18 protein-coding genes are annotated in these 19,006 nt (G+C 58.0%); 3 read left to right on the forward strand and 15 right to left on the reverse strand.

Annotated elements, in window-relative coordinates:
• Positions 1-19: 19 nt before the first annotated feature.
• The 11 genes from GNG26_RS17625 to cysG form a co-directional block, all read right to left on the reverse strand.
• The gene (locus GNG26_RS17625) at positions 20-646 is read right to left on the reverse strand and encodes a protein-L-isoaspartate(D-aspartate) O-methyltransferase (protein ID WP_103822693.1); all 627 of its coding nucleotides are present in this window, start codon (positions 644-646) and stop codon (positions 20-22) included.
• Positions 640-1,401, reverse strand: coding sequence for a 5'/3'-nucleotidase SurE (gene surE / locus GNG26_RS17630; protein WP_103180914.1), 762 nt, complete (start codon positions 1,399-1,401; stop codon positions 640-642). The genes GNG26_RS17625 and surE overlap by 7 nt, the downstream gene beginning before the upstream one ends.
• Positions 1,382-2,431 (reverse strand): tRNA pseudouridine(13) synthase TruD, encoded by a 1,050-nt coding sequence (gene truD, locus GNG26_RS17635; protein ID WP_156239675.1) that lies wholly within the window; start codon positions 2,429-2,431, stop codon positions 1,382-1,384. Before truD ends, surE begins: the two co-directional genes overlap by 20 nt.
• Entirely contained in the window at positions 2,428-2,907 is a 480-nt protein-coding gene (gene ispF / locus GNG26_RS17640; protein WP_006811766.1) for a 2-C-methyl-D-erythritol 2,4-cyclodiphosphate synthase, read from the reverse strand. Before ispF ends, truD begins: the two co-directional genes overlap by 4 nt.
• The gene (gene ispD, locus GNG26_RS17645; protein ID WP_114316911.1) at positions 2,907-3,617 is read right to left on the reverse strand and encodes a 2-C-methyl-D-erythritol 4-phosphate cytidylyltransferase; all 711 of its coding nucleotides are present in this window, start codon (positions 3,615-3,617) and stop codon (positions 2,907-2,909) included. Before ispD ends, ispF begins: the two co-directional genes overlap by 1 nt.
• Before the next feature lie 19 nt (positions 3,618-3,636).
• Complete coding sequence (gene ftsB, locus GNG26_RS17650; RefSeq protein WP_032613637.1) at positions 3,637-3,948, reverse strand: cell division protein FtsB; 312 nt, start codon at positions 3,946-3,948, stop codon at positions 3,637-3,639.
• A gap of 167 nt (positions 3,949-4,115) precedes the next feature.
• Positions 4,116-4,439 (reverse strand): DUF3561 family protein, encoded by a 324-nt coding sequence (locus GNG26_RS17655; protein WP_103822696.1) that lies wholly within the window; start codon positions 4,437-4,439, stop codon positions 4,116-4,118.
• Positions 4,440-4,497: 58 nt separating this feature from the next.
• Entirely contained in the window at positions 4,498-5,103 is a 606-nt protein-coding gene (gene cysC, locus GNG26_RS17660; RefSeq protein WP_156239676.1) for an adenylyl-sulfate kinase, read from the reverse strand.
• Positions 5,103-6,530, reverse strand: coding sequence for a sulfate adenylyltransferase subunit CysN (gene cysN / locus GNG26_RS17665; RefSeq protein ID WP_156239677.1), 1,428 nt, complete (start codon positions 6,528-6,530; stop codon positions 5,103-5,105). The genes cysC and cysN overlap by 1 nt, the downstream gene beginning before the upstream one ends.
• Positions 6,531-6,539: 9 nt before the next feature.
• Positions 6,540-7,448, reverse strand: coding sequence for a sulfate adenylyltransferase subunit CysD (cysD, locus tag GNG26_RS17670; protein WP_015963247.1), 909 nt, complete (start codon positions 7,446-7,448; stop codon positions 6,540-6,542).
• Between the two features lie 155 nt (positions 7,449-7,603).
• Positions 7,604-8,962, reverse strand: a complete 1,359-nt coding sequence (gene cysG, locus GNG26_RS17675) for a siroheme synthase CysG (RefSeq protein WP_156239678.1) — start codon at positions 8,960-8,962, stop codon at positions 7,604-7,606.
• A 240-nt stretch (positions 8,963-9,202) separates the two neighbouring features.
• On the opposite strand from cysG, the gene GNG26_RS17680 reads away from it, so the two are divergent.
• Complete coding sequence (locus GNG26_RS17680; protein ID WP_156239679.1) at positions 9,203-10,246, forward strand: aminopeptidase; 1,044 nt, start codon at positions 9,203-9,205, stop codon at positions 10,244-10,246.
• Positions 10,247-10,334: 88 nt separating this feature from the next.
• Here the strand turns inward: GNG26_RS17680 and cysH are convergent, their stop codons facing one another.
• From cysH to cysJ, 3 genes are all read right to left on the reverse strand, one after another.
• A complete protein-coding gene (cysH, locus tag GNG26_RS17685) occupies positions 10,335-11,069 on the reverse strand; it encodes a phosphoadenosine phosphosulfate reductase (RefSeq protein ID WP_114316907.1) in 735 nt (244 codons plus the stop codon).
• Positions 11,070-11,145: 76 nt separating this feature from the next.
• Positions 11,146-12,858 carry an assimilatory sulfite reductase (NADPH) hemoprotein subunit gene (cysI, locus tag GNG26_RS17690; RefSeq protein WP_156239680.1) on the reverse strand — a complete coding sequence of 571 codons (1,713 nt, stop codon included), beginning with the start codon at positions 12,856-12,858 and terminating at the stop codon, positions 11,146-11,148.
• Positions 12,858-14,663 (reverse strand): NADPH-dependent assimilatory sulfite reductase flavoprotein subunit, encoded by a 1,806-nt coding sequence (cysJ, locus tag GNG26_RS17695; protein WP_156239681.1) that lies wholly within the window; start codon positions 14,661-14,663, stop codon positions 12,858-12,860. The genes cysI and cysJ overlap by 1 nt, the downstream gene beginning before the upstream one ends.
• A 307-nt stretch (positions 14,664-14,970) precedes the next feature.
• On the opposite strand from cysJ, the gene queD reads away from it, so the two are divergent.
• The gene (queD, locus tag GNG26_RS17700) at positions 14,971-15,333 is read left to right on the forward strand and encodes a 6-carboxytetrahydropterin synthase QueD (RefSeq protein WP_103822703.1); all 363 of its coding nucleotides are present in this window, start codon (positions 14,971-14,973) and stop codon (positions 15,331-15,333) included.
• Here queD and GNG26_RS17705 read toward each other — a convergent pair whose 3' ends face one another.
• Positions 15,334-17,658, reverse strand: a complete 2,325-nt coding sequence (locus GNG26_RS17705; RefSeq protein WP_156239682.1) for a helix-turn-helix domain-containing protein — start codon at positions 17,656-17,658, stop codon at positions 15,334-15,336.
• Between the two features lie 171 nt (positions 17,659-17,829).
• Between GNG26_RS17705 and GNG26_RS17710 the strand changes: the two genes are divergently transcribed.
• Positions 17,830-18,999 carry a M20 aminoacylase family protein gene (locus tag GNG26_RS17710; protein WP_156239683.1) on the forward strand — a complete coding sequence of 390 codons (1,170 nt, stop codon included), beginning with the start codon at positions 17,830-17,832 and terminating at the stop codon, positions 18,997-18,999.
• The last annotated feature ends 7 nt before the right edge of the window (positions 19,000-19,006 follow it).

Below are 19,006 nucleotides of genomic sequence, written 5' to 3' on the forward strand. Positions count from 1 at the left end.
CCCTGGAAAAATCCGAGTCTCAGGCCAGCTCTCCTTTTACCAGAGGCACGAAACGTACGGCTTCTACGGTATCGATAATAAACTCGTTGCCCCGTCGACGAACACGCTTCAACAGCTGGTGTTCATCGCCCACCGGTAAAACGAGGATCCCGCCGTCGTCCAGTTGCGCCATCAGCGCAGCCGGGATCTCAGGCGGTGCAGCCGTCACGATAATGGCATCAAACGGGCCGCGAGCCTTCCAGCCCTGCCAGCCATCCCCGTGACGGGTAGAAACATTATGTAAATCGAGCTGCTTCAGGCGGCGGCGCGCCTGCCATTGCAGCCCTTTAATGCGCTCAACCGAGCAGACATGATGCACCAGGTGCGCCAGAATGGCGGTCTGGTATCCAGAACCGGTGCCAATCTCCAGCACCCGCGAGTCCGGGGTCAGCTCCAGCAGCTCGGTCATGCGCGCCACCATATAGGGCTGGGAGATGGTTTGCCCCTGCCCTATCGGCAACGCGACGTTTTCCCACGCCTTGTGCTCAAACGCCTCATCCACGAACTTTTCCCGCGGTACCCGCGAGATGGCGTCCAGCACCCGCTCGTCAGCAATGCCCTGACTGCGTAATTGATTCAGAAGAGTTTGTACACGATTGCTTACCATTGCGAGCTCACCCCGGCGCGATCCAGCCAGCCTGAAACCACATCCTGCGCGTTATGCGCGGTCAAATCGACGTGCAGCGGGGTGACGGAGACGTAGCCTTCATCTACGGCGGCGAAATCGGTATCCGGCCCGGCATCATGTTTTTCGCCCGGCGGACCAATCCAGTACAGCGTGTTGCCGCGCGGATCTTCCTGCGGGATCACTTTATCCGCCGGGTGGCGGCTGCCACAGCGCGTCACGCGGATACCTTTGATTTGATCCAGCGGCAGATCGGGCACGTTGATATTAAGGATGCGGCCAGTGCGCAGCGGCTCACGGCTCAGCGCGCGCAGAATGGCGCAGGTGACCGCGGCGGCGGTATCGTAATGCTGATGGCCGTTAAGCGAGACCGCCAGGGCAGGAAAGCCGAGATGGCGCCCTTCCATGGCGGCCGCCACCGTACCGGAGTAGATCACGTCATCGCCCAGGTTGGGTCCGGCATTAATGCCGGAGACCACCACGTCCGGGCGGGGACGCATCAGCGCATTAACCCCCAGAAAGACACAGTCGGTCGGGGTGCCCATCTGCACGGCGATATCACCGTTATCGAAGGTAAAGGTGCGAAGAGACGACTCGAGGGTTAACGAGTTAGAGGCACCGCTGCGGTTACGATCGGGAGCCACCACCTGCACCTCGGCGAACTCACGTAGCGCTTTCGCCAGCGTCTGAATGCCTGGCGCATGGATCCCGTCATCGTTACTCAGCAATATTCGCATAGTCACCCGAAGTGTTGATAAGTTCCCTGACAACACTGGTGGCAAAGCTGCCTGCCGGCAGCCAGAAACGTAGCTCGACGGTTACGTCATCCCACCAGTTCCAGCTCAACTGTTGCGGATAGAGCAGCATCGCCCGGCGTGCCGCTTCGACTTTTTCCCGCACCAGCAGTGAGCATAACTCTGTTTCATCGGCGATGGCAGACTGTTCAAAGCGCAGCGCATCACCCTGCGGACCCCAGTCGCCGGTACCCGGCAGGGCCGCAGTGATCATCAGCGTTTTTGCCTCGACGCGCGCCTGCAGATCGCGCAGCTCTTCGTCAGTGGCGACAAACCAGCTGCCGCGTCCCGCTAATTGTAGCGCATCGCCGACAACAACTTGATTCGCGTCTGTTTTTTTCAATCGCTCGCTGACGATTTGATTAAACAACGCGCTGCGGGCTGCCGACAACCAAAAACTGCGTTTATTGCGATCGCGCACCGGAGCATTGCTTTGCGCCCAGCGCAGCGCACCCTGCAAGTTACTGCCGCCGATGCCAAAACGCTGCGCGCCAAAGTAGTTCGGCACCCCTTGCGCCTGGATGGCCTTAAGACGTTGCTCCACCTCGTCGCGGTGGCTTACCTCGCGCAGCACCAGGGTAAAAGCATTGCCCTTTAACGCGCCGAGGCGCAGCTTGCGCTTATGGCGGGCATATTCCAGTACCTGGCAGCCCTCAAGCTGGAACTGGCTTAAGTCGGGCATCGCATTACCTGGCACCCGCGCGCAGAGCCACTGTTCCGTCACGGCGTGTTTGTCTTTCTGCCCGGCGAAGCTCACTTCACGGGCGTGAATTTTCAGGAACTTTGCCAGCGCATCGGCCACAAAACGGGTGTTGCAGCCGTTCTTCAGGATCCGCACCAGAATATGCTCGCCCTCGCCATCCGGCTCAAAACCCAGATCCTCGACGACCCTAAAATCTTCCGGGTTGGCTTTCAGCAGCCCCGTGCCCTGCGGTTTACCGTGCAGGTAGGTCAGGTTGTCGAAGTCCGTCATTTCGCCGCCTTCACCAGCAGCGCCACGGCTTCGCAGGCGATGCCTTCACCACGGCCGGTAAAGCCGAGTTTCTCGGTGGTGGTCGCTTTGACGTTGACGTCGTCCATATGGCAGCCAAGATCTTCGGCGATAAAGACGCGCATCTGGGGAATATGCGGCAGCATTTTCGGCGCCTGGGCAATAATGGTCACATCCACGTTGCCAAGGGTATAGCCTTTGGCCTGAATACGGCGCCAGGCCTCGCGCAGCAGCTCGCGGCTGTCGGCCCCTTTGAAGGCCGGATCGGTATCCGGGAACAGCTTGCCGATATCGCCAAGCGCCGCGGCACCCAGCAGCGCATCGGTTAACGCGTGCAGGGCAACATCGCCATCAGAATGCGCGAGCAGTCCTTTTTCGTAAGGGATGCGTACGCCGCCAATGATAATTGGGCCCTCGCCGCCAAAGGCGTGTACGTCAAAACCATGTCCAATTCGCATTATGCCTTCTCCTGATGGGTCGAACGGGTAAGATAAAATTCTGCCAGCTGTAAATCTTCGGGGCGCGTCACCTTTATATTATCTGCGCGCCCTTCAATCAGTTCCGGGTGAAAACCGCAGTACTCCAGCGCCGAGGCTTCGTCGGTGATGGTTGCGCCTTCGTTCAGCGCACGGGTTAAGCAGTGGTGCAACAGCTCGCGAGGGAAAAACTGCGGCGTGAGCGCATGCCAGAGGTCAACGCGCTCTACCGTATGGGCGATGGCCGGTATTCCCGGCTCGCCGCGTTTCATGGTATCGCGAACCGGCGTGGCCAGAATGCCGCCAACGCGGCTGGTTTCGCTGATGGCCAGCAGCCGCGCCAGGTCATCCTGATGCAGGCACGGACGCGCCGCATCGTGCACCAGTACCCACTGCGCGTCACCGGCGGCTTTCAGTCCCGCCAGCACCGAATCGGCACGCTCTGCGCCACCGTCGACCACGGTCACCTGCGGGTGGCGGGCAAGCGGCAGCGCGGCGAAGCGGGCGTCGCCCGGGCTGATAGCGATAACGACCCGCGTCACGCGTGGGTTCGCCAGCAGCGCCGCCACGGTGTGCTCAAGGATCGTTTTATCACCAATTGAAAGGTATTGTTTAGGACATTCAGTCTGCATGCGCCGGCCAAACCCGGCGGCTGGCACAACGGCGCATACGTTGGAAAAAGTTACTGCCATGGCGTAATCCTGGGCCTGATTATCGAGTGTTTTGTACTGAGCCCTGGTTGCGTTTAGACGCATCCGGCACCAGACGATAGAAGGTTTCGCCCGGCTTAGTCATGCTGAGTTCGTTGCGCGCACGCTCTTCAATGGCTTCCTGTCCGCCATTGAGATCGTCAATTTCCGCAAACAGCTGATCGTTTCGCGCTTTTAATTTGCTGTTTGTTGCCTGCTGCGCCGTCACGTCATCGCTGACGCGACTGTAATCGTGAAGGCCGTTCTTACCGAACCACAGCGAATACTGAAGCCAGACCAGCAGAGCCAGCAACAGCAGCGTAAGTTTACCCATCCTGCCCCCTGAAAAACGGCATCATCATCCCATAACTTTCCCCATGACTCTACATCGGGGCTACAGAGATGCCGCAACATTGCGGGCAAATGTACCACATTTTTTTTGCAGATTCGCGCAAGCCAACAATGTCACATAGTTGGTTACGGTTTGAATTATGGCTGAACTTATCCCATGAGCCACAAAAATAACAGTCCGACCATGGCGACGACCGTCATAACCGTTATCAGGGCGCTGTAGAGCAGTTTGCCGTTAAGCAGAGAGTGCAGCGCGATCCCTACCACAACGGCAACGGGCATCAGCGCCAGAAAGAAAGGCCAGGTATAAAGGAAGAAAAACAGCGTATTGCTGCCGTAAAACAGGAAAGGGATCCCCAGTGCCATCAGCCATGACGCAAAGCCGACAATCGCCCCAGGAAAAGACCAGGTCGTCTCGTCATGTGCCGATACTGTGTCCGACCCGGTGATGATGTAGTTTTCACTGTTCCGCATAGCTGATCCTGTGACCGTGACATATTGATGGAGATTAAGCATCCCCATCAATACCATCTCAGGATCTGATAATATCGCCCTGCCGGAGCAGGTCTAATAATTGACCCACCAAATTTGTTACCAATTGTTGGCCTTCCAGGTGGATATCGGGGTTTTCCGGCGCTTCGTAAACCGCATCAATGCCGGTGAAATTCTTCAGCTCGCCAGCGCGCGCCTTTTTGTACAGTCCCTTCGGATCGCGTTGCTCGCATATTTCCAGCGGGGTATCGACAAACACTTCAATGAAGCGGCTGTTTCCTACCCGCTCACGCACCATCTGCCGCTCGGCGCGGTGCGGTGAGATAAAGGCGGTTAACACCACCAGCCCGGCATCGGCCATCAGGCTGGCCACTTCGCCCACCCGACGGATGTTCTCTTTGCGATCCGCATCGCTAAAGCCCAGATCGCTGCACAGCCCGTGGCGCACGTTGTCGCCATCCAGCAGATAGGTGCTGACGCCCGCTTTGTGCAGCGCCTCTTCCAGCGCGCCCGCAACGGTGGACTTACCGGAACCCGAGAGCCCGGTAAACCACAGCACAACCCCACGGTGACCTTGGAGCTGTTCGCGTTCGGCTACAGTGACCGGATGAGGATGCCAGACGACGTTCTCATCATGCTGCGCCATTACTTGCCTCCCAGCAGATCGCGTGCGCCCCAGTGCGGGAAGTGTTTGCGTACCAGCGCGTTGAGCTCCAGCTCAAAGGCGCTGAATTCAGACGGCACCGCGCTCGCCTGCGCTTTAGGTTCGCGCACCATCCCTGCGCCAACGGTGACGTTGGTCAGGCGATCGATAATAATCAGCCCCCCGGTTACCGGGTTCTGCTGATACTCGTCCAGGACCAGCGGCTCGTCGAAGGTGAAATCCACCAGACCGATGCCGTTCAGCGGCAGTTCAGTCACGCTGTGCTGCGCCAGGTTGTTGATATCCACCTGATACTGAATGCCGTCCACGCGGGCGCGGGTTTTCTTCCCGGCAATCTTGATGTCGTAGCTCTGGCCCGGGCTCAGCGGCTGCTCGGCCATCCACACCACATCCACCGCGGCGCTTTGTACCGCAGGCAGCGACTCCTGCGCATCCACCAGCAGATCGCCGCGGCTGATATCGATCTCATCTTTCAGCACCAGGGTGACCGCTTCGCCGGCACCCGCTTCCTGCAGATCGCCATCGAAGGTCACGATACGGGCAATGGCCGATTCCACGCCTGACGGCAGCACTTTCACGCGCTGACCCACCTGCACGCTGCCGGAGGCAATCGTGCCGGAGAAACCGCGGAAATCGAGGTTCGGGCGATTGACGTACTGCACCGGGAAGCGCATCGGCTGCGTATCCACGTCGCGCTGGATCTCAACGGTCTCCAGCACTTCCAGCAGCGTTGGGCCGCTGTACCATGGCATGCTCACGCTCTGGGAAGCGACGTTATCCCCTTCCAGCGCCGAAAGCGGCACAAAGCGGATATCGAGGTTGCCCGGCAGCTGCTCGGCAAAGGTGAGATAGCTCTCGCGGATCTCGTTAAACTTCTCTTCGCTGAAGTTCACCAGATCCATCTTGTTAACCGCCACTACCAGATGCTTGATCCCCAGCAGCGTGGAGATAAAGCTGTGACGGCGGGTCTGATCCAGGACCCCTTTACGGGCGTCGATCAGCAGGATCGCCAGGTCGCAGGTTGAGGCCCCGGTCGCCATATTGCGGGTATACTGCTCATGCCCTGGGGTGTCGGCGATGATAAATTTGCGCTTCTCGGTGGAGAAATAGCGATAGGCCACGTCGATGGTGATGCCCTGCTCGCGCTCCGCCTGCAGGCCATCCACCAGCAGCGCCAGATCGAGTTTTTCACCCTGGGTACCGTGACGCTTGCTGTCGTTGTGCAGGGAAGAGAGCTGATCTTCATAGATCTGACGGGTATCGTGCAGCAGGCGGCCAATCAGGGTGCTTTTTCCGTCGTCCACGCTGCCGCAGGTCAGAAAACGCAGCAAACTTTTGTGCTGCTGGGCGTGCAGGTAGGCTTCGACGCCGCCTTCATTGGCGATCTGTTGAGCAATAGTGGTATTCATGGCGGCTCCTTAGAAATAGCCCTGACGTTTCTTCAGCTCCATCGAGCCTGCCTGGTCGCGGTCAATCACGCGCCCCTGTCGCTCGCTGGTGGTGGACACCAGCATCTCTTCAATGATCTCCGGCAGCGTTTGCGCGTCGGATTCCACCGCGCCGGTCAGCGGCCAACAGCCGAGGGTACGGAAGCGTACCATCCGCTTTTTGATCACTTCGCCAGGCTGCAGGTCGATGCGATCGTCGTCGATCATCATCAGCATGCCGTCGCGCTCCAGAACCGGGCGTTCAGCCGCCAGGTAAAGCGGAACAATCTCGATATTTTCCAGATAGATGTACTGCCAGATATCCAGCTCGGTCCAGTTGGAGAGCGGGAAGACACGGATGCTTTCGCCCTTGTTAATCTGGCCGTTGTAGTTGTGCCACAGCTCCGGACGCTGGTTTTTAGGGTCCCAGCGGTGGAAGCGGTCACGGAAGGAGTAGATACGCTCCTTGGCGCGGGATTTCTCTTCATCGCGGCGGGCGCCGCCGAAAGCGGCATCAAAGCCGTATTTGTTCAGCGCCTGCTTCAGCCCTTCGGTCTTCATGATGTCGGTGTGCTTGGCACTGCCGTGGACAAACGGGTTAATGCCCATCGCCACCCCTTCCGGGTTTTTATGTACCAGCAGTTCGCAGCCGTAGGCTTTGGCGGTACGGTCACGGAACTCATACATTTCGCGGAATTTCCAGCCGGTATCCACGTGCAGCAGCGGGAACGGCAGCGTGCCCGGATAAAACGCTTTACGCGCCAGGTGCAGCATTACGCTGGAGTCTTTGCCGATGGAGTACATCATTACCGGATTTGCAAACTCAGCGGCCACTTCGCGGATAATATGAATACTCTCCGCTTCCAGTTGCCGCAGGTGCGTCAGTCGTTTTTGATCCATAACTGTTCCTTATAAGGCCTGGTGCAACAGGCGTTATTGTTGCAGCCAGTTTTGTCACGGCCTGCGCACAGCAACCGGAGCGTACTCAAGTACGTGAGGATTGCGAGCACAGCCCGGGGCAAAAATGGCAAATAAAATAGCCTGTTGCTCCAGGACTAAGCCAAATTGATAACAGAAGATCCAAAGCCTTCTGTGTCGGTTGTATGTTGGAACCAGGCGAGCGTGCTGTGCAGCTGCACCACTTCCCCCACCACAATCAGGGCGGGCATCGGGGCGTCTAACGCCAGGGTTGCAAGGTGTTGTAGTGTTCCGATCGACACATGCTGATCGACGCGCGTGCCGCGGGATATCACCGCGACAGGGGTATTCGCATCGCGCCCGTGTCGAATCAGTTGTTCGCTGATCTCCGCCGCTTTCATGGTGCCCATGTAGATGGCGAGGGTCTGACGGCTCTGCGCCAGATGCGTCCAGTCAAACGGGGTGCTGTCGGCCTTGTAGTGGCCGGTGACAAAAGTAACGCTCTGGGCGTAATCACGGTGCGTCAGGGGAATGCCGGCATAAGCCGTGACCGCCGAGGCCGCGGTGATCCCCGGCACTACCTGGAACGGCACGCCCGCTTCGGCTGCCGCCTGCAATTCTTCGCCACCACGACCAAAGATGAACGGATCGCCGCCTTTCAGGCGTACCACGGTTTTGCCCGCTTTGGCCGCCGCAATCAGCATCTGGTTGGTATCGTGCTGGGGAACAGCGTGGCCGCCCGCGCGTTTGCCCACGCAGATTTGCTCGGCGTCGCGACGAATCAGTTCGCGCACGCCGTCGCTCACCAGGTGGTCATAGAAAACCACATCGGCGTCCTGCAGCACCTGCAAACCGCGCAGGGTCAGCAGGCCAGCATCGCCTGGCCCGGCGCCCACCAGAATGATCTCCCCGCCAGTGCTGCCGGGGTTATCGAGTTCGTCTTCAAGAAGCTGTTGCGCTGCCGTCTCATTACCGGCCTGCATCAGGCTGGCAAAGCGACCACGAAATACCCGTTCCCAGAAGCGACGGCGTTCAGCCACGCTGGTCAGGCGGGTTTTCAGATAGTTGCGCCAGTAGCTGGCCTTCTCGGCCATCCGGCCCAGGCTTGTCGGCAGCAGCGCTTCGATTTTTTCCCGTAAGACGCGCGCCAGCACCGGGGCTGTCCCGCCAGAGGAGATCGCCACCAGCAGCGGCGAGCGGTCAACAATCGACGGAAAAATAAAGGAGCAGAGCGGCTGGTCATCCACCACGTTCACCAGACGGTGACGGGCGTGGGCGGCATCGGAGATGCGCTGGTTGAGTGCGCGATTTTCCGTTGCGGCAATCACCAGCACCACATTGTCGATTTGCGCTTCAGCAAAGTCCGCTTCGGCAACAACCTGCACGCGAGCGCCTGCCCGATGTAAAAAGGCAATTTTGCGCTCAGCGATTTCGCCGCTGCCGACAACCAGCACCGGGCGGTCTTTTACAGCAGCGAATAAAGGAAGGTAATCCACAATGCTACAACTCGCTAACAACAAGGAATAGGGGGACTATAGGGGGCGGCTACGAGCGAATGAAATTACGAATTGGAATGAGTAGTTACTCAATGGAATAACGCGCTGAAAAAGCTCATATCAAAAAGTGCTTAACGCGCGACATTCCGGGCATTTAAGAGCAAATCAAATTGTGTAAGCGCGGTCACAGTTTCATACTAAGCGCGTTAAAATTTTGCGTTATTTTTTTAAGGACTCACTATGTTTTCCGCAATGCGCCACCGATACGCTGCCCTGGCGCTCGGCGTTTGCTTAATCGGAACGGTTCAGGCTAAGACCTCGCCCCTGGGTGAGATGGCCGCGACGCAGGCTCGTCATATTGCCACCTTTTTCCCGGGTCGGATGACCGGCACCCCCGCCGAAATGCTCTCCGCTGACTACGTGCGCCAGCAGTTCGCCGGGATGGGCTACCAGAGCGATATCCGCACATTTCAGAGCCGCTACATCTATACCTCACGCAATCTGAACAAAAACTGGCACAACGTCACCGGCAGCACCGTGATTGCGGCCCATGAAGGCAAAGCCGCGCAGCAGATTATTATTCTGGCGCACCTCGACACCTATGCCCCGATGAGCGACAGCGATGCCGACAACAATCTTGGCGGCCTCACGTTACAGGGCATTGATGATAATGCCGCTGGGGTCGGGGTAATGCTGGAGCTGGCCGATCAGCTAAAAGATCTTCCCACCCAGTACAGCATCCGCTTTATCGCCACCAGCGGCGAGGAAGAGGGACGGCTGGGCGCCGAGAATGTCCTTAAACGCATGAGCGCGGCCGAGAAGAAAAACACCCTGCTGGTGATCAACCTCGATAATTTGATTGTGGGGGATAAGCTCTATTTCAACAGCGGCAAAACCACTCCAGGTCCGGTACGCAAGTTAACCCGTGACCGCGCGCTGGCGATTGCCCGAGCCCACGGCATCTATGCTGCCACCAACCCGGGCGGCAACGCCGCGTATCCGAAAGGCACCGGCTGCTGCAATGATGGCGAGGTGTTCGATAAAGCCGGGATCCCGGTGCTCTACGTTGAAGCGACCAACTGGTCCCTGGGCAAGAAGGATGGTTATCAGCAGCAGGCAAAATCTAAAGCGTTTCCAGAGGGAACAAGCTGGCACGACGTCAGGCTGGATAATCTGCAGTATATCGACGAGGCATTGCCGAAGCGGATTGAACACCGCAGCCGGGATGTGGTACGGGTGATGCTGCCACTGGTGAAGGAGCTGGCGAAAGCGGAGAAAGCCTGAGGCAGCTGCCGGGGGGCTGCGCTTACCGTGCCTACAGGATGCTTATTCGTAGGCCCGGTAAGGCGTAGCCGCCACCGGTCAAAAAACATTACCCTTCGTGCAGCCCGCACTCGCGCTTGAGGCCAAAGAAACGGGTCTCTTCTTCTGCCATACCCGGCTCCCATTTACGGGTGGTATGGGTATCCCCCACCGACAGATAGCCCTGATCCCATAGCGGATGGTATTTCAGGCCATGCTGTTGCAGGTACTGGTATACGGTCCGGTTGTCCCAGTCGATAATCGGCAGCACCTTGAACACCCCGCGCTGGATCGCCAGCACCGGTAAGGACGCCCGGCTGCCGGACTGATCCCGGCGCAGGCCGGCGAACCAGGTTTTGGCGTTGAGTTCAGACAGCGCCCGGTTCATCGGCTCGACTTTGTTGATGGCATTATATTTCTCAATGCCCTCTACGCCCTGCTCCCACAGCTTGCCGTAGCGTGCTTCCTGCCATGCCGCGCTCTGCTCCGCGCGGTAGACCTTCAGGTTCAGCTTGAGCTTGTCCGTCAGCTCATCAATAAACTGGTAGGTTTCCGGAAACAGGTAGCCGGTATCAGTGAGGATCACCGGGATATCCGGGCGAATTTTATTCACCAGATGCAGGCTGACCGCCGCCTGAATACCGAAGCTCGACGAGAGCACATATTCGCCCGGCAGATTTTCCAGCGCCCAGGCGACGCGGCCTTCGGCGTCCAGCTTCTCCAGCTCCGCGTTGGTTTCGGCCAGCGCCAGTATGCGTTCGACTTTTGGCAGATCGTTAAGGGCGTTTAGATCGAGTACGGACATAAGAACCTCGTTTGCCTGTTTTGCCGGGCGGCACGGCGTCTGCCCGGCCTGGAAAATCGGTAAAACCCGTGGGATGTTACTCCCAGAAATCCCTTGCGGGATCGAGCACCGGACGAATGATGCCCGCACGCACCGTAAAGTCGCCGAAGCCTTCACCCGCTTCGCGCTCTTTCGCCCAGCGCCCGATAAGCAGGTCGATGGAATCAAGGATTTCCGGCTCGGTGATGTTTTCCCGGAACATGCGCGGAATACGGGTGCCGATACGGTTACCGCCCAGGTGCAAGTTGTAGCGCCCCGGCGCTTTACCCACCAGCCCCAGCTCGGCCAGCATCGCGCGGCCGCAGCCGTTCGGGCAGCCGGTCACGCGCATCACGATATGTTCGTTCGGGATGCCATGTTTTTCCAGAATCGCTTCGACCTTGTCGGTGAACGACGGCAGGAAACGTTCGGCCTCAGCCATCGCCAGCGGACAGGTCGGGAACGACACGCAAGCCATGGAGTTTTCGCGCTGCGGTTTAACTGCCTCCATCAGGGCATGATCCCGCGCCAGCTTCTCGATCTTCGCCTTCTGGCTTTCCGGCACACCGGCGATGATCAGGTTCTGGTTGGCGGTGATACGGAACTCGCCCTGGTGGATCTTCGCAATCTCCAGCAGGCCGGTTTTCAGCGGACGGCCCGGATAATCCAGGATACGGCCATTTTCAATAAACAGCGTCAAGTGCCATTTATCGTCGATACCTTTTACCCAGCCAATGCGATCCCCGCGACCGGTGAATTCGTACGGGCGGATCGGCTCAAACTTGATGCCCGCGCGACGCTCCACTTCGGCTTTGAACGTCTCGACGCCCACGCGCTCAAGAGTGTATTTGGTCTTGGCGTTTTTACGATCGGTACGGTTGCCCCAGTCGCGCTGAGTGGTCACTACCGCTTCCGCCACCGCCAGGGTGTGCTCCAGCGGCAGATAGCCAAACTCGCTCGCGGTACGGGCGTAAGTCTTTTTGTTACCGTGCTCAATAGAGAGACCGCCGCCCACCAGCAGGTTAAAGCCCACCAGCTTGCCGTTCTCGGCAATGGCCACGAAGTTCATGTCGTTGGCGTGCAGATCGATATCGTTCTGCGGCGGGATCACCACCGTGGTTTTGAACTTACGCGGCAGGTAGGTCTGGCCCAGAATTGGCTCTTCGTCGGTGGTCGCCACTTTCTTCTGATCGAGCCAGATCTCGGCATAAGCGCGGGTACGCGGCAGCAGATGCTCGGAGATCTTCTTCGCCCACTCGTACGCTTCGGCATGCAGCTCGGACTCGTACGGGTTAGAGGTGCAGAGCACGTTACGGTTCATGTCGTTAGCGGTCGCCAGCGCGTCCAGCCCGACGGAGTGCAGCATCTGGTGTACCGGCTTCACGTTCTTCTTCAGAATGCCGTGGAACTGGAAGGTCTGACGGTTGGTCAGACGGATGCTGCCGTAAATTGTATTTTCACCGGCAAACTTGTCGATCGCCTGCCACTGTTTGGTGGTGATGATGCCACCCGGCAGGCGGCAGCGCAGCAGCATCGCATGACGCGGCTCCAGCTTCTGTTCAGCACGCTCGGCGCGGATATCGCGGTCGTCCTGCTGGTACATGCCGTGGAAACGGATCAGCAGGAAGTTGTCGCCTTTGAAACCGCCGGTCAGACCGTCATTTAAATCTTCGGCAATGGTGCCGCGCAGGTAGTTACTCTCAACCTTCATGCGCTCGGCATCAGACAGTTTGCCTTCGACCACCAGTGGGCCAGGATGTTTTTCGCTCATTAGTAGACATCTCGCTGATAACGGCGCTCGACGCGCAGCTCACTTAAATATTCATCCGCCGCTTCGGCATCCATACCGCCGAATTGGGCAATCACTTCCAGTAAAGCCTGCTCAACGTCTTTCGCCATGCGATTGGCGTCGCCGCAGACATAAATGTGGGCACCGTCATTGATCCAGCGCCACAGCTCTGCGCCCTGTTCGCGCAGTTTGTCTTGTACGTAGATTTTTTCTTTCTGATCGCGGGACCAGGCCAGATCGATCCGGCTCAGTACGCCCTCTTTAACGTAGCGCTGCCACTCCACCTGATAGAGGAAATCTTCAGTGAAGTGCGGGTTGCCGAAGAACAACCAGTTTTTACCCGGCGCTTCGTCGGCGGCGCGCTGCTGCATAAAGGCGCGGAACGGTGCAATACCGGTGCCCGGGCCAATCATGATCACCGGGGTTTCCGGGTTGGCAGGCAGACGGAAGTTGTCGTTGTGCTCGATAAAGACCCGCACCTCGCCCTCTTCTTCCACGCGATCCGCAAGGAAACTCGACGCGCCGCCGGCACGGGCGCGGCCTTCGATGTCGTAACGCACCACGCCCACGGTGACGTGGACTTCGTTCTCCACCTCAGCCTGGGCAGAGGCGATTGAGTAGAGGCGCGGCGTCAGCGGACGCAGCAGGCCGATTAACGCATCGGCTTCGAGCTGAGCTGGCGCGAAACGCACCATATCGACGATTGGCGTGGTGGTGGCGTAGTGTTGCAGTTTGGCTTTGTCGCCCACCAGCGGCAGCAGGGATTCGCTGCGGGTCAGGGTGGCGTAGTTTTCCACGATGTTCGCGGTGTTAACGGTCAGCTCGAAATGCCACTGCAGCGCTTCAGAGAGCGGCAGCGTTTTGCCGTCTACGCTGACCGGCTCATCGCCCTTCAGCCACAGCAGCTCAACCAGCTCTTTCACCAGCGCCGGATCGTTCTGGTACCAGACGCCAAGAGCATCGCCCGGCTGGTAGCGCAAGCCGGAGTCGCCGAGATCGATTTCGATATGGCGTACATCTTTTTCTGAATCGCGCCCGGTGATTTTCTGGTTCACCGAAAGGCTCGCCGTCAGCGGCGCTTCTTTGGTGTAGGGGCTGGTGTGAATGTCGTTGACTGCGCCAGCGGCGGTGGCTGCCGCCTGGGCTGGCGTCTCGGTCGGTACGCGGGCTTTCAGCACCTCGACAATGCGCGCGCGCCATTCGGCCGCCGCAGCCTGGTATTCAACATCGGTATCGACGCGGTCCAGCAGGCGTTCTGCCCCCAGCTCGGCCAGTTTGCTGTCGAAATCTTTGCCCGACTGGCAGAAAAATTCATAGGAGGAGTCGCCAAGGCCGAAGACCGCAAAGGCGGTGCCCGCCAGTTTTGGCGCCTTTTTCGAGAACAGGAACTTATGCAGCGCAACCGCTTCTTCAGGCGGCTCACCTTCGCCCTGGGTTGAGGTCACAACGATAACCAGCTTCTCTGACGCGATTTGCTTAAATTTATAGTCCCCGGCGTTCACCAGGTTCACGTTCAGTTTGGCTGCAAGCAGATCGTCGCGCAGGGCTTCCGCCACGCGACGGGCGTTGCCGGTTTGCGAGGCGGAGATAAGCGTGATTGCCGGGATCTCAACAGCCGTAGCCGGCGCACTCGCCACAGCCCCCGGCTGTTGATTGAGCATTCCCCAGAAATAACCGGATACCCAGGCCAGCTGGGTGGGTGAAAAGTCAGTGGTGGCCGCCTGCAGGCGTGCCAGTTGCTCCGGGTTCAGGGGAAGCAAATTTGAAGGTGGGGCCTGTGTTGTCATGCGTCGTTATGTTCCAGTAGCAAAGCTGAATTTTTATCTGAAAGACAGAACAGAGTGTAAGGTTAACGGCGCGGATCATAACAATTAAAGACAGGATGGAAATAATAAATAACCAAATGGACTAACCTCTTTTAGCTATTGTTCTTAACAATAAAAGTGATTAACCATCTCTTTGAAAATAAAACTAAAAAACAGCGCTAATTACGCTGTCTGGTGCCCCTGACCATAATGCCCGTTTTAGTTAATGATAAAAAATGTACTTTCCGGTACTCTACGGCGGTTTTTTCCGCATTTTTGAGAGTCCACGATGTCCACCACACTGTTTAAAGATTTCATCTTCGAAGCCGCCCACCATCTGCCTCACGTCCCGGAAGGGCATAAATGTGGTCGTCTGCACGGACACTCCTTTATGGTGCGTCTGGAGATCACGGGTGAAGTCGATCCGCATACCGGTTGGATCATGGATTTTGCCGAGCTGAAGGCCGCCTTCAAACCGACCTACGATCGCCTCGATCATTACTATCTGAACGATATTCCGGGACTTGAAAACCCCACCAGCGAAGTGCTGGCAAAATGGATCTGGAATGAGATCAAGCCGCTGGTGCCGCTGCTGAGTGCGGTAATGATCAAAGAGACCTGCACCGCGGGCTGCGTCTACCGCGGCGAATAATTACGTCTCATGAGAGAGCAACGGCGCGAGCTCAAAGAGCATCAGCGCGTTGCTTTCCAGCGACGCCGTAATCTGCCAGCCATCATGAAGCCGTTCATCACGCATTGACAGCGTTGGGCGCGCTTTATGCTCCATCCAGCGCCACATCTCTTCGTCAGGTCCCCTTTCACTGCGCACGCCTTCAATCAAGGGATACAACGCGCCGTTGTGCTGATCAAACAGATGACACTTAATCCGCCACCTGCCGCTTAGCCCCTTCAGCTGAACATGGTACTGCTGGCGAAAACGCTGAATGAAAGCCTCTTCGCTGGAGAGTAACGGGTTAAACACCACCGTATTGCGCAGCAGCAGTTGGTATCCTTTGTGGTGGCGCAATAGCAGAAGATTCTTTTCGTTGACTAACACCTCACCGCGCAGGCGTCGCCACAGCCAGACTACCCAATAGATCGGGCGCGGCAGGCCGTGGTTGTACTGCAGCGCCAGGCTCGAGGTATCGATGGTATTGTTGGCCCGCGCTTCCCCCTGTAAGCCCGAGTTGAGCCAGAACCCGGCCAGCCACACCTGTTCCGACAGCCCGAGCAGGTTTTGCATCAGCAGTGCCCCACGAAAAAACCAGCCGTTGGTGGCCCGCGTGTTCCCGGTGAGGGTATTCCACGACAGCAGCCATACCGGAAGCGAGAGCTTGCGCTGACGAAGCGAGGTCAGGATCTGCCGGACCTTCTGCACCGGATAGTTTTCAGAGGAAGAGAGATGAGCCGGATCCAGCTGCGCCAGATCGAGAAGCTCATTGGCATCGGCCGGACAGGCCAAAAAATCGGCCTGGGTGAGGAGAGTCGAGTCCAGCAGTGCCTCATCGTTATGCCCCGTGTGCCCGGGCGCAAAACGGTGCCACACGCCGAACATCGCCTGCGGCAGATATTCCCGCAGCGTCGCCCGCTGAGCCTGCCAGACCTGCGCTCTTGTCTCCTCGCTCGCCTGCGTTGACCAGTGCATCACAAATTGCCAGCGATCGGTAATCTCAGGCGAAAAGTGATTGACCGACTGCTGTAAGAAACGCGCCAGCAGGTCGGTGCGGGTTGTCAGGCCGGTATGCAGCAGCACCGTCCACTGTTTTTGAGCAAGCCAGCTGAAGACCTGATGAAGGTTGTACCAGCAGGCATAACCTGCCATCAGCGGATCGTCCCAGCCGCTGGCAAACAGGCGGCTACTGAGAAATGGCTCAGCGATATCAATCCCGAAAAGGGGCATCGCCTCCCCCAGCTTTTCCAGCTCCCGGCGCACATCCTCCCGCAGCAGATCGTCCAGCTCACGCACCGTCACTACCATTCGGGTATGACGCAACGGCGCGGCGGGCTTGAGAAGATGCAGATCGAGCACCCTCTCCTGCACCGGATGCGGGGTTAATGGCAACGGCTCCCGACCGCGCGTTTCGGCTTCATTTAGCAGGCTGAAGAGCTTGTCCACTGCCACCGGATAACGCTGCTCCCCATTGCCTGGACGTAGACGGGGCATCCCGGCGTGATGACGACGTTGTTTGCGATACGCTCCCGGGGCCATCTGGTGATGACGCCGGAACAGATCGCTCATCATCCGCGTACTGGCGAACCCCTGCTCCAGCGCAATCTGATGCAGCGGACGGTTGGTCAGGCGAAGCGCGTCGGCCGCCTTCTCAAGGCGCAGGGTGGTAATGTACTGCATAAAACTGACGCCCATCTCTTTGCGAAAAAGACGGGAGAGCCAGGCTTCTGAAACAAATTCGCTTCCGGCGATTTCAGCAAGCGTAATGCGTCGGGTGTAGCTGGCGTTGATGCGTTCCACCACCCGGGCGATGCGTTTGCTTACGCCCGGATGATGTTCCCGCAGAAGCAGGCGGGCGGGTTGCTGAAACCGGCTGGTCAGCAGGAGCAGGATCTCGCTCAGCCAGCGGGTCGCCTCCAGCCGGTAGCGATGCTGATCGTTGATCAGGGTGCAGACCAGCAGTTGGCGCAGAAGATGGCGTAGCTCATCACCAGGAGGCCAGCCGCTCCCGGCTTCGGGCGGGATGGCGTAATCATGGGTAAAAAAGTCGCTACAGAGCTGCTGGATCCAGCGCCCGGAAAGCATGACACACATCGTCGTATTGCCGCTCTCGCTGGTGAGCTGCCAGCGTTGATTGCGATTAACGATCGTCAGGCTATCCGCTGTCAGGGTCATCTGCCGCTGGTCGGTGTGCAGGTCGGCGCTCCCTTCCAGCAGCCACAGCAGCGTCAGCGCGTCGTCCTCCTCCTGATGAAACTGACGAATATCCTGCACCTTCACCCAAAACTCGCTACCCCGTTGCTCCATGTGTTCCTCCAGGGAAGACAAATTATGACGCGCTGTTTTTTGTCATAACGGAATTGTATGAAAAATAATCAGAAATAATGCGTCGCTTCACAACAAAAAAGTGCATTTTCCGTCGCTGCGATCGGCATAAACTCGAAATTAGCATTGTTTGATAAAAAAAGGATAACAAAAATGACACATCCGATTGTTGAAGCACTGCAGGGCAACGAAGCGCAGTTTATTGAGCTGCGGCGGCATTTTCATCAGCATCCTGAGATCGGTTTTGAGGAGCAGCAAACCAGCCAGCGCGTTGCGGAACTGCTTCAGCAATGGGGATATGAGGTACATCGCGGGATGGCAAAAACCGGGGTGGTCGGCACCCTGAAAATAGGCAACGGCAGCAAACGTCTTGGTCTTCGCGCCGATATGGATGCGTTGCCGATGCAGGAGGAGAGCGGCAAAGCGTGGAGCAGCACCGTTGAAGGCAAATTCCACGGCTGCGGTCACGACGGCCACACCACCACCCTGCTCTATGCCGCCGAGTACCTGGCGCGCACCCGCAACTTTAACGGTACGCTGCACCTGATTTTCCAGCCAGCGGAAGAGCTCCTGTATGGCGGACGGGTGATGGTCGAAGATGGCCTGTTTGAGACCTTCCCCTGCGACCATATTTTTGGCCTGCATAATATGCCGGGGCAGAAACTGGGCAAAATTGGCCTGCGCGATGGCGCCATGATGGCCTCCTCGGACACTATACACATTGAAGTTAATGGCGTGGGTGGGCACGGTGCCCTGCCGGAACATACCGTCGATGCTACGCTGGTGGCCTGCCATATTACCCTCGCCCTGCAGTCGATTGTGTCGCGCAATATCACTCCGTTTGAACCCGCCGTGGTGACGGTCGGCAGTATTCAGGCCGGTCATGCGCCCAACATCATCAATGACAAAGTTCTGATGAAACTGACCGTGCGCACCCTGAACGAAAAGGTGCGTCAAACCGTCCTGCAGCGCATCCACGATATCGCCGTTGCGCAGGCAGAGAGCTTCAACGCCACGGCCACCATCCGCCATATCAACGGCAGCCCGGTGCTCATCAATAATCCTGCGGCCAACGAGATGGTGCGTACCGTCGCCCAGGATCTGTTCGGACAGGATGCTGTGGCCGCTATCGGTTCATTCATGGGCAGTGAAGACTTCGCCTTTATGCTTGAAAAGAACCCTGACGGCTGTTACTTCACCATCGGCGCGGGCGATGAAGCGGATCGCTGCATGGTGCATAACCCGGGCTATGACTTTAACGACAAGATCCTGATCACCGGCGCCGCACTCTGGAGCGCCCTGACCGAACACTATCTGCGTTGATACCATA

Origin of the sequence: Leclercia sp. J807 (assembly GCF_009734465.1) — a bacterium.
Taxonomy (GTDB): domain Bacteria; phylum Pseudomonadota; class Gammaproteobacteria; order Enterobacterales; family Enterobacteriaceae; genus Enterobacter.

Bases quoted from the DNA above. Each gene is read 5' to 3' on its own strand.
- queD (WP_103822703.1), top strand. From the start codon at position 14,971: ATGTCCACCACACTGTTTAAAGATTTCATCTTCGAAGCCGCCCACCAT.
- ispD (WP_114316911.1), bottom strand. From the start codon at position 3,617: ATGGCAGTAACTTTTTCCAACGTATGCGCCGTTGTGCCAGCCGCCGGG.
- cysI (WP_156239680.1), bottom strand. From the start codon at position 12,858: ATGAGCGAAAAACATCCTGGCCCACTGGTGGTCGAAGGCAAACTGTCT.
- GNG26_RS17655 (WP_103822696.1), bottom strand. From the start codon at position 4,439: ATGCGGAACAGTGAAAACTACATCATCACCGGGTCGGACACAGTATCG.
- cysH (WP_114316907.1), bottom strand. From the start codon at position 11,069: ATGTCCGTACTCGATCTAAACGCCCTTAACGATCTGCCAAAAGTCGAA.
- GNG26_RS17705 (WP_156239682.1), bottom strand. From the start codon at position 17,658: ATGGAGCAACGGGGTAGCGAGTTTTGGGTGAAGGTGCAGGATATTCGT.
- cysD (WP_015963247.1), bottom strand. From the start codon at position 7,448: ATGGATCAAAAACGACTGACGCACCTGCGGCAACTGGAAGCGGAGAGT.
- cysC (WP_156239676.1), bottom strand. From the start codon at position 5,103: ATGGCGCAGCATGATGAGAACGTCGTCTGGCATCCTCATCCGGTCACT.
- cysJ (WP_156239681.1), bottom strand. From the start codon at position 14,663: ATGACAACACAGGCCCCACCTTCAAATTTGCTTCCCCTGAACCCGGAG.
- ftsB (WP_032613637.1), bottom strand. From the start codon at position 3,948: ATGGGTAAACTTACGCTGCTGTTGCTGGCTCTGCTGGTCTGGCTTCAG.
- ispF (WP_006811766.1), bottom strand. From the start codon at position 2,907: ATGCGAATTGGACATGGTTTTGACGTACACGCCTTTGGCGGCGAGGGC.
- truD (WP_156239675.1), bottom strand. From the start codon at position 2,431: ATGACGGACTTCGACAACCTGACCTACCTGCACGGTAAACCGCAGGGC.
- GNG26_RS17625 (WP_103822693.1), bottom strand. From the start codon at position 646: ATGGTAAGCAATCGTGTACAAACTCTTCTGAATCAATTACGCAGTCAG.
- GNG26_RS17710 (WP_156239683.1), top strand. From the start codon at position 17,830: ATGACACATCCGATTGTTGAAGCACTGCAGGGCAACGAAGCGCAGTTT.
- cysN (WP_156239677.1), bottom strand. From the start codon at position 6,530: ATGAATACCACTATTGCTCAACAGATCGCCAATGAAGGCGGCGTCGAA.
- surE (WP_103180914.1), bottom strand. From the start codon at position 1,401: ATGCGAATATTGCTGAGTAACGATGACGGGATCCATGCGCCAGGCATT.
- GNG26_RS17680 (WP_156239679.1), top strand. From the start codon at position 9,203: ATGTTTTCCGCAATGCGCCACCGATACGCTGCCCTGGCGCTCGGCGTT.